The organism is Streptomyces sp. NPDC097129, from assembly GCF_055668065.1.
The window spans coordinates 862,009-877,490 of record NZ_JBVOQE010000001.1 but is presented as its reverse complement, the minus strand read 5'-3'; the positions used below and the strand labels follow the sequence as shown (position 1 = coordinate 877,490).

General features: G+C 69.9%; 13 protein-coding genes and 2 tRNA genes. 13 read left to right on the top strand and 2 right to left on the bottom strand.

The features are described 5' to 3' along the window. The first annotated feature begins 60 nt into the window (after positions 1 to 60). A complete protein-coding gene (locus AC0B9F_RS03935) occupies positions 61 to 687 on the top strand; it encodes an RraA family protein (protein ID WP_471998621.1) in 627 nt (208 codons plus the stop codon). A gap of 71 nt (positions 688 to 758) precedes the next feature. Here the strand turns inward: AC0B9F_RS03935 and AC0B9F_RS03930 are convergent. Then, a tRNA-Gly gene (locus AC0B9F_RS03930) sits at positions 759 to 829 on the bottom strand. 181 nt (positions 830 to 1,010) lie between these two features. On the opposite strand from AC0B9F_RS03930, the gene AC0B9F_RS03925 reads away from it, so the two are divergent. The 5 genes from AC0B9F_RS03925 to clpX all read left to right on the top strand — a co-directional run bounded on the left by AC0B9F_RS03925 (position 1,011) and on the right by clpX (position 5,893). Then, positions 1,011 to 1,087: transfer RNA gene (locus AC0B9F_RS03925), tRNA-Pro, on the top strand. A 228-nt stretch (positions 1,088 to 1,315) separates the two neighbouring features. After that, the gene (tig, locus tag AC0B9F_RS03920) at positions 1,316 to 2,704 is read left to right on the top strand and encodes a trigger factor (RefSeq protein WP_471998620.1); all 1,389 of its coding nucleotides are present in this window, start codon (positions 1,316 to 1,318) and stop codon (positions 2,702 to 2,704) included. A gap of 312 nt (positions 2,705 to 3,016) precedes the next feature. Continuing rightward, on the top strand, positions 3,017 to 3,625 hold the full coding sequence (locus tag AC0B9F_RS03915) for an ATP-dependent Clp protease proteolytic subunit (RefSeq protein WP_471998998.1): 609 nt from the start codon (positions 3,017 to 3,019) through the stop codon (positions 3,623 to 3,625). 109 nt (positions 3,626 to 3,734) lie between these two features. Further along, positions 3,735 to 4,415: an ATP-dependent Clp protease proteolytic subunit gene (locus tag AC0B9F_RS03910; RefSeq protein WP_471998619.1), complete on the top strand. Its 681-nt coding sequence runs from the start codon at positions 3,735 to 3,737 to the stop codon at positions 4,413 to 4,415. A gap of 191 nt (positions 4,416 to 4,606) precedes the next feature. Continuing rightward, on the top strand, positions 4,607 to 5,893 hold the full coding sequence (clpX, locus tag AC0B9F_RS03905; protein ID WP_471998618.1) for an ATP-dependent Clp protease ATP-binding subunit ClpX: 1,287 nt from the start codon (positions 4,607 to 4,609) through the stop codon (positions 5,891 to 5,893). 64 nt (positions 5,894 to 5,957) lie between these two features. Here clpX and AC0B9F_RS03900 read toward each other — a convergent pair whose 3' ends face one another. After that, complete coding sequence (locus tag AC0B9F_RS03900) at positions 5,958 to 6,935, bottom strand: hypothetical protein (RefSeq protein WP_471998617.1); 978 nt, start codon at positions 6,933 to 6,935, stop codon at positions 5,958 to 5,960. Between the two features lie 137 nt (positions 6,936 to 7,072). Between AC0B9F_RS03900 and AC0B9F_RS03895 the strand changes: the two genes are divergently transcribed. The 7 genes from AC0B9F_RS03895 to mreD all read left to right on the top strand — a co-directional run bounded on the left by AC0B9F_RS03895 (position 7,073) and on the right by mreD (position 15,465). Further along, positions 7,073 to 9,697 carry a valine--tRNA ligase gene (locus AC0B9F_RS03895; RefSeq protein ID WP_471998616.1) on the top strand — a complete coding sequence of 875 codons (2,625 nt, stop codon included), beginning with the start codon at positions 7,073 to 7,075 and terminating at the stop codon, positions 9,695 to 9,697. Positions 9,698 to 9,873: 176 nt separating this feature from the next. Next, positions 9,874 to 11,388 carry a bifunctional tetrahydrofolate synthase/dihydrofolate synthase gene (gene folC / locus AC0B9F_RS03890; RefSeq protein WP_471998615.1) on the top strand — a complete coding sequence of 505 codons (1,515 nt, stop codon included), beginning with the start codon at positions 9,874 to 9,876 and terminating at the stop codon, positions 11,386 to 11,388. A gap of 3 nt (positions 11,389 to 11,391) precedes the next feature. Then, a complete protein-coding gene (locus tag AC0B9F_RS03885; RefSeq protein WP_471998614.1) occupies positions 11,392 to 11,757 on the top strand; it encodes a DUF4233 domain-containing protein in 366 nt (121 codons plus the stop codon). A 66-nt stretch (positions 11,758 to 11,823) separates the two neighbouring features. Then, positions 11,824 to 12,237, top strand: coding sequence for a nucleoside-diphosphate kinase (ndk, locus tag AC0B9F_RS03880; RefSeq protein ID WP_471998613.1), 414 nt, complete (start codon positions 11,824 to 11,826; stop codon positions 12,235 to 12,237). 325 nt (positions 12,238 to 12,562) lie between these two features. Further along, complete coding sequence (locus tag AC0B9F_RS03875; RefSeq protein WP_103782377.1) at positions 12,563 to 13,582, top strand: rod shape-determining protein; 1,020 nt, start codon at positions 12,563 to 12,565, stop codon at positions 13,580 to 13,582. Positions 13,583 to 13,736: 154 nt separating this feature from the next. Beyond that, entirely contained in the window at positions 13,737 to 14,780 is a 1,044-nt protein-coding gene (gene mreC / locus AC0B9F_RS03870; RefSeq protein ID WP_471998612.1) for a rod shape-determining protein MreC, read from the top strand. 13 nt (positions 14,781 to 14,793) lie between these two features. Continuing rightward, complete coding sequence (gene mreD, locus AC0B9F_RS03865; protein WP_471998611.1) at positions 14,794 to 15,465, top strand: rod shape-determining protein MreD; 672 nt, start codon at positions 14,794 to 14,796, stop codon at positions 15,463 to 15,465. The last annotated feature ends 17 nt before the right edge of the window (positions 15,466 to 15,482 follow it).

Below are 15,482 nucleotides of genomic sequence, written 5' to 3'. Positions count from 1 at the left end.
TGCGCCGGACCGCCGGAAAGTGTCTTGACGTCGAGATACCTGCCTGGGCAGGCTGACGTCATGACCGACACCGCCACCGGCTTCCCGGACATCCCCCCGGCCACCCTCGCCGACCTCGTCGGACGGGAACAGGTCATGGACATCGGCATACGGCCCCTGTGGTCGCCGATGCCGCGGCTGGCCGGCCCGGCGTTCACCGTACGGTGCCGCCCCGGCGACAACCTCATGCTGCACGCCGCGATCCACCGCGCCGCGCCGGGATCGGTCGTCGTCGTCGAGTCCGGCGACCTCGACCACGCCCTGGCCGGCGGCAACATCTGCGCGGTCGCCCGGCGCCGCGGCATCGCCGGCTTCGTCCTCGACGGCGTGATCCGCGACGTCGCCGAGGCGCGGCAGCTCGGCTTCCCGGTCCTCGCCCGCGGTGTCATCCCGATCCCCGGCACCAAGAAGGCCGTCGAGCCGCTGAACGTGCCGGTGCGCTGCGGCGGCGTCGAGGTGCACCCCGGCGACATCGTGGTCGCCGACGAGGAGGGGGTCGTGGTGGTCCCCGGCGCACGCCGGGAGGAGGTGCTGCGGGCCGCCCGCGCCCGGCTGGCCGAGGAGGCCGGGCAGTCCCTGGACGCCTGGCAGGAGGCCCACCGCACCCGCATCGACAAGATCCTCGCCGAGCGCGGCTTCGAGGACTGACCGCCCCCGCAGACGGCCTCAGGCCCAGCCGAGCCGGGAAAACCCGCCTCACCTGGGCCTGAGCCGTACAGAGCGGGCGACGGGAATCGAACCCGCGTAGCCAGTTTGGAAGACTGGGGCTCTACCATTGAGCTACGCCCGCACACAGTGCGCCGCAGGCCGATGAGGGCCGCGGCACTGCAAGGCATCGTAGCGGGTCGGCCCCCGTCGCCGCACACCCCCTGCGACGTGTGCGACCTCCCGGCGCGGCGCACGCTCCCGCACGCCCCCTCGCAGCGGCGGCCGTACCGCCTGCGGGCATGTACCCTACGTGTCGCACCAGACGGGGTGTGGCGCAGCTTGGTAGCGCGTCCGCTTTGGGAGCGGAAGGCCGTGGGTTCAAATCCCGCCACCCCGACCACCAGCAGGACCCCGGGACGATCATTCGTTCCGATCGGCCGCCCGGGAACCTGCCGATCATCCGGGGGACGACGCGGGTGATCGCCTTTTGGGCCGTTCAGCGGCTGCGGTTACTATGCAAGCTGCGCGCCCGTGTGTCTCTCACCCAGTCCTCCCGGGCGGCGAACATCCGCCGGAGCCGTTCTGGCCCCGGCAGAAACCGAGAAGTCAGCCACAAGGAGACCGAACCGTGAAGAGCGCCGTGGAGACCCTGAACCCGACTCGGGTTCGGCTCACTGTCGAGGTGCCCTTCGAGGAGCTCAAGGACAGCCTCGACGCGGCGTACAAGAAGATCAACCAGCAGGTCACGGTGAAGGGCTTCCGTAAGGGCAAGATCCCGGCCCGGGTCATCGACCAGCGGTTCGGTCGCGGCGCCGTGCTCGAGGAGGCCGTCAACGACGCGCTTCCGAAGTTCTACACGGAGGCGGTCAACGAGGCCGAGCTCTCCGTGCTGGGCCAGCCCGAGGTCGACATCACCGAGCTGAAGGACGGCGAGACGCTGAACTTCACCGCGGAGGTCGACATCCGTCCCGCCCTGGAGCTCCCCGAGGACTTCTCCTCCATCGAGGTCGAGGTCGACGCCGTCGAGGTGACCGACGAGGACATCGAGAAGTCCGTGGAGCAGCTGCGTGAGCGCTTCGCGTCCACCACGCCGGTGGAGCGCGCCGCCGAGGACGGCGACGTCGTGACCGTCGACCTGGTGGCCAAGGTCGAGGGCGAGGTGCTCGAGGACGGCGTCGCCGACGGCGTGTCCTACACCATCGGCTCCGGCGAGCTGCTCGAGGGCATCGACGACGCCGTCAAGGGCCTGTCCGCGGGCGAGGAGGCCACCTTCACCTCCGAGCTGAAGGGCGGCTCCGCGGCCGGCAAGGAGGCCGAGGTCACCGTCAAGGTCACCCAGGTCGCCAAGCGCGAACTGCCCGAGCTGGACGACGACTTCGCGCAGCTCGCCTCGGAGTTCGACACCCTGGAGGAGCTGAAGGCCGACAGCCGCAAGCGCCTCGCCGACATGAAGCAGTTCGACCAGGCCACGCAGGCCCAGGAGCGCGTCCTGGACAAGCTGCTGGAGCTCGTCGAGGTGCCGGTCCCCGAGAAGCTCCTCGAGGACGAGGTCAACACCCGTAAGCACAACCTCGAGCACCACCAGCTCGGCCAGATGGGCCTGACCCTCGACAAGTACCTGGAGATCCAGGGCAAGACCGCCGAGGAGTTCGAGACCGAGACCCGCGAGGCCGCGGTCAAGGGCATCAAGACCCAGTTCGTGCTCGACGAGCTCACCAAGCGCGAGAAGCTCAACGTCAACCAGGAGGAGCTCACCGAGCACCTCATGCGCCGTGCCGCCTCCTCCGGCATGTCCCCCGACCAGTTCGCCCAGGCCGTCGTCGAGGGCGGCCAGGTTCCGCTCCTGGTCGGCGAGGTCGCCCGCGGCAAGGCCCTGGCCCTGGTCGTCGAGGCCGCCACGGTGAAGGACACCAACGGCGAGGTCATCGACCTGGACGACGAGGAGGACGAGGCCACTGAGGCCGAGGCCACCGAGTCCGAGGCAACCGACGCCGCCGAGGAGAAGACCGAGGGCTGAGCCCACGGTACTTCGCAGCTCCCAGGACGGGCCCCGGGTCACTCGTGACCCGGGGCCCGTTCGCCTACCTCGGGGGCGCGGGGAACCGCGCGACCAGCCACGGACGGCCCGCAGCCGCCGACGAGCGAAAGCACCCACGGCGCTACGCCCCCGGCGAACACCCCCGATCCCGGGATTCCCCGAAGGGACCCGCGCGTTAGGGTCCATGAATACGAGGGCAGTGGAGTCCCCGAACGGCTCCAAGCCCCGCAGGGAAACGTGAGACGGCCCGGCGCCGTCGTAAGACGAGCAGGTGGATACGTGACGAATCTGATGCCCTCAGCCGCCGGCGAGCCTTCCATCGGTGGTGGCCTTGGCGACCAGGTCTACAACCGGCTGCTCAACGAGCGGATCATCTTCCTCGGCCAGCCGGTCGACGACGACATCGCGAACAAGATCACCGCACAGCTGCTGCTCCTTGCCGCCGACCCGGACAAGGACATCTACCTGTACATCAACAGCCCCGGCGGTTCGATCACGGCCGGCATGGCGATCTACGACACCATGCAGTTCATCAAGAACGACGTGGTGACCATCGCCATGGGCCTCGCGGCCTCGATGGGCCAGTTCCTGCTCAGCGCCGGCACGCCCCGCAAGCGCTTCGCGCTGCCGAACGCCGAGATCCTGATCCACCAGCCCTCGGCCGGCCTGGCCGGCTCCGCGTCGGACATCAAGATCCACGCCGAGCGGCTGCTGCACACCAAGAAGCGCATGGCCGAGCTCACCTCGCTGCACACCGGCCAGTCGGTCGAGCAGATCACCCGCGACTCGGACCGTGACCGCTGGTTCGACGCCTACGAGGCCAAGGAGTACGGCCTCATCGACGACGTGATCCCCACGGCCGCCGGCATGCCGGGCGGCGGCGGTACCGGGGCGGCGTAACGGGCCCCACAGGCCCGTACAACGCCCGTACGGCGCCGGGTGGCCCCCGAGGGCCCGCCGGCCCCCACGTCCGCCTCAGCCACCGCCCCAGCCCTTTTCAGGAGACACCGTGAACGACTTCCCCGGCAGCGGCATCCACGCCGGTGCGCGCGCCGAGTACACCGGCCCCACGGCCGAGTCCCGCTACGTCATCCCGCGCTTCGTCGAGCGCACCTCCCAGGGCATCCGCGAGTACGACCCGTACGCGAAGCTCTTCGAGGAGCGCGTGATCTTCCTGGGCGTCCAGATCGACGACGCCTCCGCCAACGACGTCATGGCGCAGCTGCTGTGCCTGGAGTCGATGGACCCCGACCGGGACATCTCGGTCTACATCAACAGCCCCGGCGGTTCCTTCACGGCGCTGACGGCGATCTACGACACGATGCAGTTCGTGAAGCCCGACATCCAGACGGTCTGCATGGGTCAGGCGGCCTCCGCCGCCGCCGTCCTGCTGGCCGCCGGTACGCCGGGCAAGCGCATGGCCCTGCCGAACGCGCGCGTGCTGATCCACCAGCCCTACAGCGAGACCGGCCGCGGTCAGGTCTCCGACCTGGAGATCGCCGCGAACGAGATCCTGCGGATGCGTTCGCAGCTGGAGGAGATGCTGGCCAAGCACTCCACCACGCCGATCGAGAAGATCCGCGAGGACATCGAGCGCGACAAGATCCTCACGGCCGAGGACGCGCTCCAGTACGGCCTGGTCGACCAGATCATCTCCACCCGGAAGATGAACAACGCGGAGGTCCGCTGACCCTCATGGGTCACGGGACCTGTATCGTCTGCCGCCCCTTGGCACGGAGCGCGCACGGTTCCCGTGGAAGTGAACCGTGCCAAGGGGGGCCCGAACGGGGGGCCCGGCAAGGTACCGTCGGACATAAGGCAGCACCAGGAGCCACTGGACGTTGACGTCCAGGCGACTCCCAGGCGAAGGGGAAGCACACCGTGGCACGCATCGGTGACGGCGGCGATCTGCTCAAGTGCTCGTTCTGCGGCAAGAGCCAGAAGCAGGTCAAGAAGCTCATCGCAGGCCCCGGTGTGTACATCTGCGACGAGTGCATCGATCTCTGCAACGAGATCATCGAGGAGGAGCTCGCCGAGACCAGCGAGGTGCGCTGGGAGGAGCTCCCCAAGCCCCGCGAGATCTATGAGTTCCTCGAGGGGTACGTGGTCGGCCAGGAGCCGGCGAAGAAGGCGCTCTCCGTCGCGGTGTACAACCACTACAAGCGGGTCCAGGCCGGCGAGAACGGCGGCGGCAGCAGCCGCGAGGACGCCATCGAGCTGGCCAAGTCCAACATCCTGCTGCTGGGCCCCACGGGCTCCGGCAAGACGCTGCTCGCGCAGACCCTGGCCCGCATGCTGAACGTCCCGTTCGCGATCGCCGACGCGACCGCGCTGACGGAGGCCGGGTATGTCGGCGAGGACGTCGAGAACATCCTGCTCAAGCTGATCCAGGCGGCCGACTACGACGTCAAGAAGGCCGAGACCGGGATCATCTACATCGACGAGATCGACAAGGTCGCGAGGAAGAGTGAAAACCCGTCGATCACGCGTGACGTGAGCGGCGAGGGCGTGCAGCAGGCCCTGCTCAAGATCCTCGAAGGCACCACGGCCTCGGTCCCGCCGCAGGGCGGCCGCAAGCACCCGCACCAGGAGTTCATCCAGATCGACACGACGAACGTCCTGTTCATCGTGGGCGGCGCCTTCTCGGGCCTGGAGAAGATCATCGAGTCCCGGGCCGGCGCCAAGGGCATCGGCTTCGGCGCGACGATCCGCTCCAAGCGGGAGCTGGAGTCCAAGGACCAGTTCGAGGACGTCATGCCGGAGGACCTGGTCAAGTTCGGCATGATCCCGGAGTTCATCGGCCGTCTGCCGGTGATCACCAGCGTCCACAACCTCGACCGCGAAGCGCTCCTGAAGATCCTCGTCGAGCCGCGCAACGCGCTGGTCAAGCAGTACGAGCGGCTCTTCGAACTCGACGGTGTGGAACTGGAATTCGAGCGCGAGGCCCTGGAGGCCATCGCCGACCAGGCCATCCTCCGCCAGACCGGCGCGCGCGGCCTGCGCGCCATCATGGAGGAGGTCCTGATGTCGGTGATGTACGAGGTCCCGTCCCGCAAGGACGTGGCCCGTGTCGTCATCACCGCCGACGTCGTCCACTCCAACGTCAACCCGACCCTCATCCCCAGGGACGCCCGCGGCCGCGGCCCGGGCGAACAGAAGTCGGCGTAGGCACCAGCCGAAGGGGCCCCGGTCAACCGACCGGGGCCCCTTCGGCGTTGCGCGCGGTGAGCCGTCAGGCCTTCACCCGGACGTCCTTGCGCAGGTCGGCGGCCACCTGGGCCGAGGTGGCGAGGTCGACGCCCTTGCCGCCGGCGGCGGGCACGGCCATGCCGATCGTGCTGTAGTCGGCCCACATGCAGATGTACTGGGTGTCGGTGGCGCCGGTGGCCTCGTTCTTGCCCTGGGCCTGCTGGCACTTCATGACGGCGCCGTCGAGCCCGTCGGGTGTCACGGACTGGGTGGCACCGACGAACGTGACCTTGCTGTCGGGGTCGTTCTTCATGCCGGCGAAGCCGGTGTCGATCGCGTTCTCCGGGTCCTTCACCTTGCCGTAGAGGCCGACGAACGTCACCGCCTTGGACGTGGCGATGGCGGTCGGGTCCTTCAGGGTGTCGGGGTTGGAGATGTCGATCGTCGAGAACAGCGCGTGGACGGCTTTCGCGTCGGTGACACCGCTCTTGGCCAGGTCTTTGGCGTCGCTGGACGAGGCGTCCTCGGGCTGCTGGTTCTCCCCGATGCGCTTGTAGTCGCCGAGCACCGTCGCCGGTGTGACCAGCTTGTGCGGGCCGTCGTCCGCCAGGCCGCCGCCCCCGCCGCCCCCGAGGACGAAGTAGCCGCCGACCGCGAGTGCCGCGACGACCGCGACCGCGCCGATGATCAGGCCCGTCTTCTTCTTGCCGCCGCCGGCCGCCGGAGGCTGCGGCACGGTGCCGTACGGCTGCTGGCCGTAAGGCGCCTGCTGGCCGTAGGGGTTGGGCTGGCCGTACGGCGCCGGCTGGGGCGGCACCCCCGGCTGCGGGTGGCCGTAGCCCGGCTGGGGTGCCGGCGGCTGCTGCGGGTAGCCGTAGCCCGGCTGCGGTGCCGGCGGCTGCTGGGGGTAGCCGTAGCCGGGCTGCGGAGCCTGCGGCTGCTGGCCGTAGGGACCCGGCTGACCGTACGGCCCGGGCTGCTGCGGCTGCCCGCCGTACGGGCCCGGCTGGTTGTAGCTCATGACGGGGTTCCCCTCCGGATGCTCATGCGTTTCCGACATCCTGGCCGAGGCCCCTTCCCCGCAGGGCACCGGGGTACGGACCGTTACAGAAGAATCGCGTTTCGGGACAGGCCGGTGACGCCTCTAAACTGAGCGCCGTGACCGACAACGCTCAGCAGCAGCCACCAGCGCCCACCACCGAACTGCCGACCCAGTACGCGCCGGCCGATGTAGAGGGCCCGCTGTACGAGCGCTGGGTGGAGCGCGGTTACTTCGAGGCGGACGCGGCGAGCGACAAGCCGCCGTACACGATCGTCATCCCGCCGCCGAACGTCACCGGCAGCCTGCACCTGGGCCACGCCTTCGAGCACACGCTCATCGACGCCCTCACCCGCCGCAAGCGCATGCAGGGCTACGAGACGCTGTGGCAGCCCGGCATGGACCACGCCGGCATCGCCACGCAGAACGTCGTCGAGCGCGAACTCGCCAAGGAGGGCAAGTCCCGCCACGACCTCGGCCGGGAGGCCTTCGTCGAGCGCGTCTGGCAGTGGAAGGGCGAGTCCGGCGGCCAGATCAGCGGCCAGATGCGCCGCCTCGGCGACGGCGTCGCCTGGTCCCGTGAGCGCTTCACCATGGACGAGGGCCTCTCCCAGGCCGTCCAGACGATCTTCAAGAAGCTCTACGACGACGAGCTGATCTACCGCGCCGAGCGCATCATCAACTGGTGCCCGCGCTGCCTGACCGCGATCTCCGACATCGAGGTCGAGTACCAGGACGACGACGGCGAGCTGGTCTCCATCCGCTACGGCGAGGGCGAGAACTCCCTCGTCGTCGCCACCACCCGCGCCGAGACGATGCTCGGTGACACCGCCGTCGCCGTCCACCCCGACGACGAGCGCTACCGGCACCTGGTCGGCACGCTGGTCAAGCTGCCGCTCACCGACCGCTCCATCCCGGTCGTCGCCGACGAGCACGTCGACCCGGAGTTCGGCACCGGCGCCGTCAAGGTCACCCCGGCGCACGACCCGAACGACTTCGAGATCGGCCAGCGCCACGGCCTCCCGGCGATCGCGATCATGGACGAGCACGCCGTGATCACCGCCCACGGCCCCTTCCAGGGCCAGGACCGCCTGGAGGCCCGCTCCGCCATCGTCGCCGCGCTGCGCGCCGAGGGCCGGATCGTCGCCGAGAAGCGCCCCTACGTCCACTCCGTCGGCCACTGCTCGCGCTGCAAGACCACCATCGAGCCGCGCCTGTCCATGCAGTGGTGGGTCAAGGTCGGCCCGCTCGCCAAGGCCGCCGGTGACGCGGTCCGCGAGGGCAAGGTCGCCATCCACCCGCAGGAGATGGAGAAGCGGTACTTCGACTGGGTCGACAACCTCCACGACTGGTGCATCTCGCGCCAGCTGTGGTGGGGCCACCGCATCCCGGTCTGGTACGGCCCCGACGGCGAGGTCGTCTGCGTCGGCCCCGACGAGCAGCCGCCGTCCGGCGAGGGCTGGCACCAGGAGACCGACGTCCTCGACACCTGGTTCTCCTCCGGCCTGTGGCCGTTCTCCACGCTCGGCTGGCCGGAGCAGACCGAGTCGCTCGCGAAGTTCTACCCGAACTCCGTCCTGGTCACCGGCTACGACATCCTCTTCTTCTGGGTCGCCCGGATGATGATGTTCGGCCTGTACGCCATGGACGGCACCCCGCCGTTCCACACCATCGCCCTGCACGGCATGGTCCGCGACCAGTTCGGCAAGAAGATGTCGAAGTCCTTCGGCAACGCGGTCAACCCACTGGACTGGATGGACAAGTACGGCTCCGACGCCCTGCGCTTCACCCTCGCGCGCGGCGCCAACCCGGGCGTCGACGTCCCGATCGGCGAGGACTGGGTCCAGGGCTCGCGCAACTTCGCCAACAAGATCTGGAATGCCACCCGCTTCGCGCTGATGAACGGCGCGACGGTGGACGGGCCGCTGCCGGACGCGTCGAGGATGTCCCCGACCGACCGCTGGATCCTCTCCCGCCTGAACTCGGTCGTCGCCGAGGTGGACGCCTACTACGACGACTACCAGTTCGCCAAGCTGTCCGACACCCTCTTCCACTTCGCGTGGGACGAGGTCTTCGACTGGTACGTCGAGCTGTCCAAGACGACGTTCCAGGCCGGCGGCGAGGCGGCCGAGGTCAGCAAGCGCGTCCTGGGCGAGGTCCTCGACGTCACCCTGAAGCTGCTGCACCCGGTGGTCCCGTTCGTCACGGAGACCCTGTGGACGACGCTGACCGGCGGCGAGTCCGTCGTCATCGCCGACTGGCCGACCGACAGCGGCTTCCGCGACGCCGGCGCCGAGCGGGAGATCGAGACCCTCCAGCAGGTCATCACCGAGGTCCGCCGCTTCCGCGCCGACCAGGGCCTCCAGCCCGGCCAGCGCGTCCCGGCCCGCCTGACCCTGGACGGTACGGCCCTCGCGCCGCACGAGCCCGCCATCCGCCAGCTGCTGCGTCTGCAGCCGGAGGGCGACTCCTTCGCGGCCACGGCCACCCTGCCGGTCGCGGGCGCCGAGGTCGCCCTCGACCTCTCCGGCACGATCGACGTGGCGGCTGAGCGCAAGCGCCTGGCGAAGGACCTCGCCGCCGCGGAGAAGGAGAAGGCCCAGGCCACCGCCAAGCTCGGCAACGAAGCCTTCCTGGCCAAGGCCCCGGACAACGTGGTGGACAAGATCCGCACCCGCCTGGCCAAGGCGGAGGAGGACATCACCCGCATCGCCGCGCAGCTGGAGAGGCTGCCGCAGGCGTAGCTGTTCTTACGCAGGTCAAGGCCCCCGGTGCTGTCGAGTGCCGGGGGCCTTGAGCGACCTGGAAGGGGCGCGGGGACCACAGCGCACTCGCACCCGCACGACGACACGCGCCACCCCACCCAAGAGGCGCTCAAGCCCCCGCACGCTTTGTCACCACCGCTCCGTAAACTGACCCCGTGAGCGAAATCCCCGGCAACGACCAGCCCGACCCCCTCGACGACTTCGACGAGATCATCGAGGCCGAAACGACCCGCGACCCGGATCTCGCCGTGATCGAGGCCGGCAGCCGCACCCTGCGCACCCAGGGAGGCCCGCCGGAGGCCGACATCCCGGCCCGCCCGGAGGATCCCGAGGTCGACAAGGCGCTGCGCGAGGTCGAGGCCGAGCTGGCCACCCGCTGGGGCGAGACCAAGCTGGAGCCCTCGGTCGCCCGGATCTCCGCCCTGATGGACGTCCTGGGCGAACCCCAGCGCTCGTACCCCTCGATCCACATCACGGGCACCAACGGCAAGACCTCCACCGCCCGCATGATCGAGGCCCTGCTCGGCGCCTTCGAGCTGCGCACCGGCCGCTACACGAGCCCGCACGTGCAGTCGGTCACCGAGCGGATCAGCCTGGACGGCGCGCCGATCTCCGCCGAGCGGTTCGTCGAGACGTACCAGGACATCAAGCCGTACGTCGAGATGGTCGACGGACAGCAGGAGTACCGGCTGTCGTTCTTCGAGGTGCTCACCGGCATGGCGTACGCCGCCTTCGCCGACGCGCCCGTGGACGTGGCGGTCGTCGAGGTCGGCATGGGCGGCTCCTGGGACGCGACGAACGTGATCGACGGTGACGTCGCCGTCGTCACCCCGATCGACCTGGACCACACCGACCGGCTCGGCGAGACGCCGGGCGAGATCGCGGGCGAGAAGTCCGGGATCATCAAGCAGGGCGCGACCGTGATCCTGGCGCAGCAGCCGGTGGACGCGGCGCAGGTGCTGCTGAAGAAGGCCGTGGAGGCGGACGCGACCGTGGCCCGTGAGGGCCTGGAGTTCGGGGTCGTCGCCCGGCAGGTCGCCGTCGGCGGGCAGCTGATGACGCTGCGCGGCCTGGGCGGCGAGTACACCGACCTCTACATCCCGCTGCACGGCGCGCACCAGGCGCACAACGCCGCGGTGGCGCTGGCCGCCGTGGAGGCGTTCTTCGGCGTGGGCGCTCAGCGCCGGGAGCCGCTGGACGTGGACACGGTGCGCAAGGCGTTCGCGGCCGTGGCCTCGCCGGGCCGCCTGGAGGTCGTACGCCGCTCGCCGACCGTGGTGCTGGACGCCGCGCACAACCCGGCGGGCGCGCGGGTGACGGCGGAGGCGGTCGGGGAGGCGTTCCAGTTCAGCCGGCTGATCGGGGTCGTCGGCGCGAGCGCCGACAAGAACGTGCGGGGGCTGCTGGAGGCGTTCGAGCCGGTCTTCGCGGAGGTCGTGGTCACGCAGAACTCCAGCCACCGGGCGATGGACGCCGACGAGCTGGCGGGCATCGCGGTGGAGGTGTTCGGCGAGGAGCGGGTGCAGGTCGAGCCGCGGCTGCCGGACGCGCTGGAGGCCGCGATCACGCTCGCGGAGGAGGAGGGCGAGTTCGCGGGCGGCGGCGTGCTCGTGACCGGTTCCGTCATCACGGTCGGCGAGGCCCGGCTGCTTCTCGGGAAGAGTGCGTGAGCCATGCGGACGCTGTGTTCCTCGACGCTGATCGGTGAGTTCTTCATCATCGGGTTCGCCGGTCTGGTCGCGATGAAGGACCCGGACCTCACCACGGGCACGGTGTGGACGGTGTGCGGCATCGCGATGCTGCTGTGCGTGCTGCTGTGCGGCATGGTGACCCGGCCCGGCGGCGTCGCCCTCGGGTGGGCGCTGCAGATCGCGCTGGTCGCGGCCGGTTTCGTGGTGCCGCTGATGTTCTTCATGGGCGCGGTGTTCGCGGCGCTGTGGTGGGCGTCGGTGCACTTCGGGCGCAAGGTCGACGAGGCGAAGGCGAGATTCGCGGCGCAGGGCGCGCAGGGCGGCTCCTCCACACCTGACGCTGCGTGACGGGCGCCACGACACGCCCTGTAATCTCGTCCCACCGCACACCTGGCAGGAAGAAGGAGTCCCCCCGTGACCCAGCGCACCCTCGTCCTCCTCAAGCCCGACGCCGTCCGTCGTGGCTTGACCGGCGAGATCATCAGCCGTATCGAGCGCAAGGCCGGCTGGCAGATCACCGCGCTGGAGCTGCGCACCCTGGACACCGACACGCTGGAGCAGCACTACGGCGAGCACAAGGGCAAGCCGTTCTACGAGCCGCTGGTCCAGTTCATGTCGTCCGGTCCGGTCGTGGCGATGATCGTCGAGGGTGAGCGGGTGATCGAGGGCGTGCGCCAGCTGGCGGGTCCGACCGACCCGATCGCGGCCGCGCCGGGCTCCGTCCGGGGTGACTTCGGGGTGATCGTCCGGGAGAACCTGATTCACGCGTCCGACTCGGAGGAGTCCGCCGAGCGCGAGGTGAAGATCTTCTTCCCGGGCCGTGCCTGAGACGCACGCGAGGAGGTCCGCGAGGATGTTCCGGGGATTTTTCTGACACACCGTCAGCTCACTCCCCGTAGCTGACCTGGGACGGCCGGACGATTTCGGCCGTCCTTTGGCATATGCCGTGCCGATCGGGGGAACGGATGCCCCCGATGGCACGTCTCACCAAGCGGGGCGCCGCCGCTTCTGATGACAATGGCGAAGACCCTCACGCCGTGTTCGTGCAGGCGCGTTTACGATGGAAGCCTTCACGTCACAGCACCCACCTCGCCTACCTGAAAAGCCCTCACAAGCTCGTGGGAAGGCCAGACGAATCCTCATGGGGAACTCAATGTCGTTCATCGGCCGTGACATGGCTGTCGACCTCGGGACCGCCAACACGCTGGTGTACGTCAGGGGTCGTGGGATCGTACTCAACGAGCCGTCCGTCGTCGCGATCAACACCAACACCGGTGGCATCCTCGCGGTCGGCGCCGAAGCGAAGAAGATGATCGGGCGCACGCCCGGCAACATCGTTGCCGTCCGTCCGCTCAAGGACGGCGTGATCGCCGACTTCGAGATCACCGAGCGGATGCTCCGCTACTTCATCCTGAAGATCCACAAGCGGCGGTATCTGGCTCGGCCGCGGGTCGTCGTCTGTGTGCCCTCGGGCATCACCGGCGTCGAGCGCCGCGCGGTCATCGAGGCGTCGACCCAGGCCGGCGCCCGCCAGGTGCACATCATCGAGGAGCCCATGGCCGCGGCCATCGGCTCCGGCCTGCCGGTCCACGAGGCCACGGGCAACATGGTGGTGGACATCGGCGGCGGCACCACGGAGGTCGCGGTCATCTCGCTCGGCGGCATCGTCACCGCGCAGTCCATCCGCGTCGCGGGCGACGAGCTGGACAACGCGATCATCCAGCACGTGAAGAAGGAGTACAGCCTTCTGCTGGGTGAGCGGACGGCCGAACAGATCAAGATCACGATCGGTTCGGCGTACGACCTCGACACCGACGAGCACACCGAAATCCGCGGCCGGGACCTCGTCTCCGGGCTGCCCAAGACCGTCGTCATCTCCGCCGCCGAAGTGCGCAAGGCGATCGAGGAGCCGGTCAACGCGATCGTCGACGCGGTCAAGACGACCCTGGACAAGTGCCCGCCGGAGCTGAGCGGCGACATCATGGACCGCGGCATCGTCCTGACCGGTGGCGGCGCCCTGCTGCGCGGCCTGGACGAGCGGCTGCGCCGGGAGACCGGCATGCCGATCCACATCGCCGAGGACCCGCTGGACAGCGTGGCGCTGGGCTCCGGCAAGTGCGTCGAGGAGTTCGAGGCGCTCCAGCAGGTCCTGGACGCCGCGCCGCGCCGATGACGTAACGCTTCGATTCCGCCGTACGAGATGATCTCCTCTCGTGCGGCGGATCGTTGATATCGAGGCATAAGCTCCGCCATACGCCTCCGCACAGCTGAACACCCGCTTCCGACCCCTGCACACATTCCAATGAGGAAGGGCACGGCCGCCGCACGTGAGGGACACACGAGAGAGCCGGCTTCTCCTGGTGCTGCTGATCGCCATCGCGTTCGCGCTGATCACGGTGGACATCCGCGGCGGTGAGGACTCCCCGGTCGACGGTGCCCGGCAGGCCGCGGCCGCGGCCTTCGGTCCGATCGAGAACGGCGTGGCGTCGGCGGTGAACCCGGTCGGCAACGCGGTCGAGGCGGTCCGCGACTCCGGAGGGCGGCACGACCGGCTCGCCGCGCTGGAGAAGGAGAACGCGGCCCTCAAGGCCAAGCTGGGCAGCGACGACCGCAACCGCAGCCGGCTGGCGCAGCTCGACAAGATGCTGAAGGTCGCCGGCGCCGGCCAGTACGGCATCAAGGGCGCCGAGGTCATCGCCATAGGGGCGGCGCAGGGCTTCTCCTGGACCATCACCATCGACGTCGGCGCCAACGACGGCATCCGGCGCGACATGACCGTCCTCAACGGCGAGGGACTGGTCGGCCGGGTCACCACCGTCGGCCCGAACACCTCCACCGTGCTGCTCGCCAACGACCCCGACTTCACCGTCGGCACCCGGATGGAGGGCAGCGACGAGCTGGGCTTCGCCTCCGGCCAGGGCGACCGGCCGCTGCGCGTGGAGCTGCTCAACGGCAAGGCCGAGGTGAAGAAGGGCGACCGGCTGGTCACCTTCGGCTCGCAGGCCGACAAGCCGTTCGTGCCGGGCGTGCCGGTCGGCGTGGTCTCCCGCGTCGACCCCTCCGGCGGCGGGCTGACCCGGACGCTGTACGTCACGCCGTTCGTCGGCTTCACCAAGCTCGACATCGTCGGCGTGGTCGTCGAGGCGCCGAAGAAGGACCCGCGCGACACCGTGCTGCCGGCCAAGCCGAAGCCGGCCCCCACGCCGACGGTCACCGTCACGGTCACCCCGGGCGCGACCGCGCCGGGCGCCGGGCAGCAGGGGCAGCAGTCCGGGCAGCCGCAGTCGAGCGAGCAGCCGGCCACCGACGTCCGGACCGGACCACCAACGGGCGGCGGGCAGACCCAAGACGGCCAGCAAGAGCTGCAGTAGGAGCTGACATTCCATGCGCGTCAACCGGATCCTGCTCTCCACGGCGCTGATCGTCGTCGCCCTGGTCGTCCAGGTGAGCGTCCTCGCCCGCCTGCATCTGCCGGGCGCCGTCCCCGACCTGCTGCTGCTGACCGTCCTGGGTCTCGCCCTGGTCTACGGCCATGTCGGCGGCGCCCTCATCGGCTTCGGCGCCGGCCTGCTCGCCGACCTCGCCCCGCCCGCCGACCACGCGGCCGGCCGCTACGCCCTGGTGCTGTGCGTGACCGGCTACGCCGCCGGGCTGATGAAGCCGGACAACGGCCGGCTGAAGTCGGCGACCGGCCCGATGGTCACGGTGGTCGCGGCCGCGATCGGCTCGACCCTGCTGTACGCCGGGGTGGGCGCCCTCGTCGGCGACACCGCCGCCCGCCACGTGGGCCTGCCGAGCCTGCTGTTCACGGCAGCCCTGTACGACCTGCTGCTGGCGCCGTTCGTGGTCCCCGGGATCATGGCGCTGGCCCGCCGCACGGACAACGACCCGCTCGCCGAGACCGGCTCGGCCGCGAAGGCCGCCGACATCTCCTCCGGCTGGGTCGCGGGCGGCACCGGACTGAAGATCGGCGGGCAGCGCGGCGGGCTGCGGGTGAAGGCGGCGCGGGCCCGGGTGGCCCGCGCGGGACGCATCAAGGGGGTCAAGCGGCTGTGAGCGACGGGGAGTTCAAG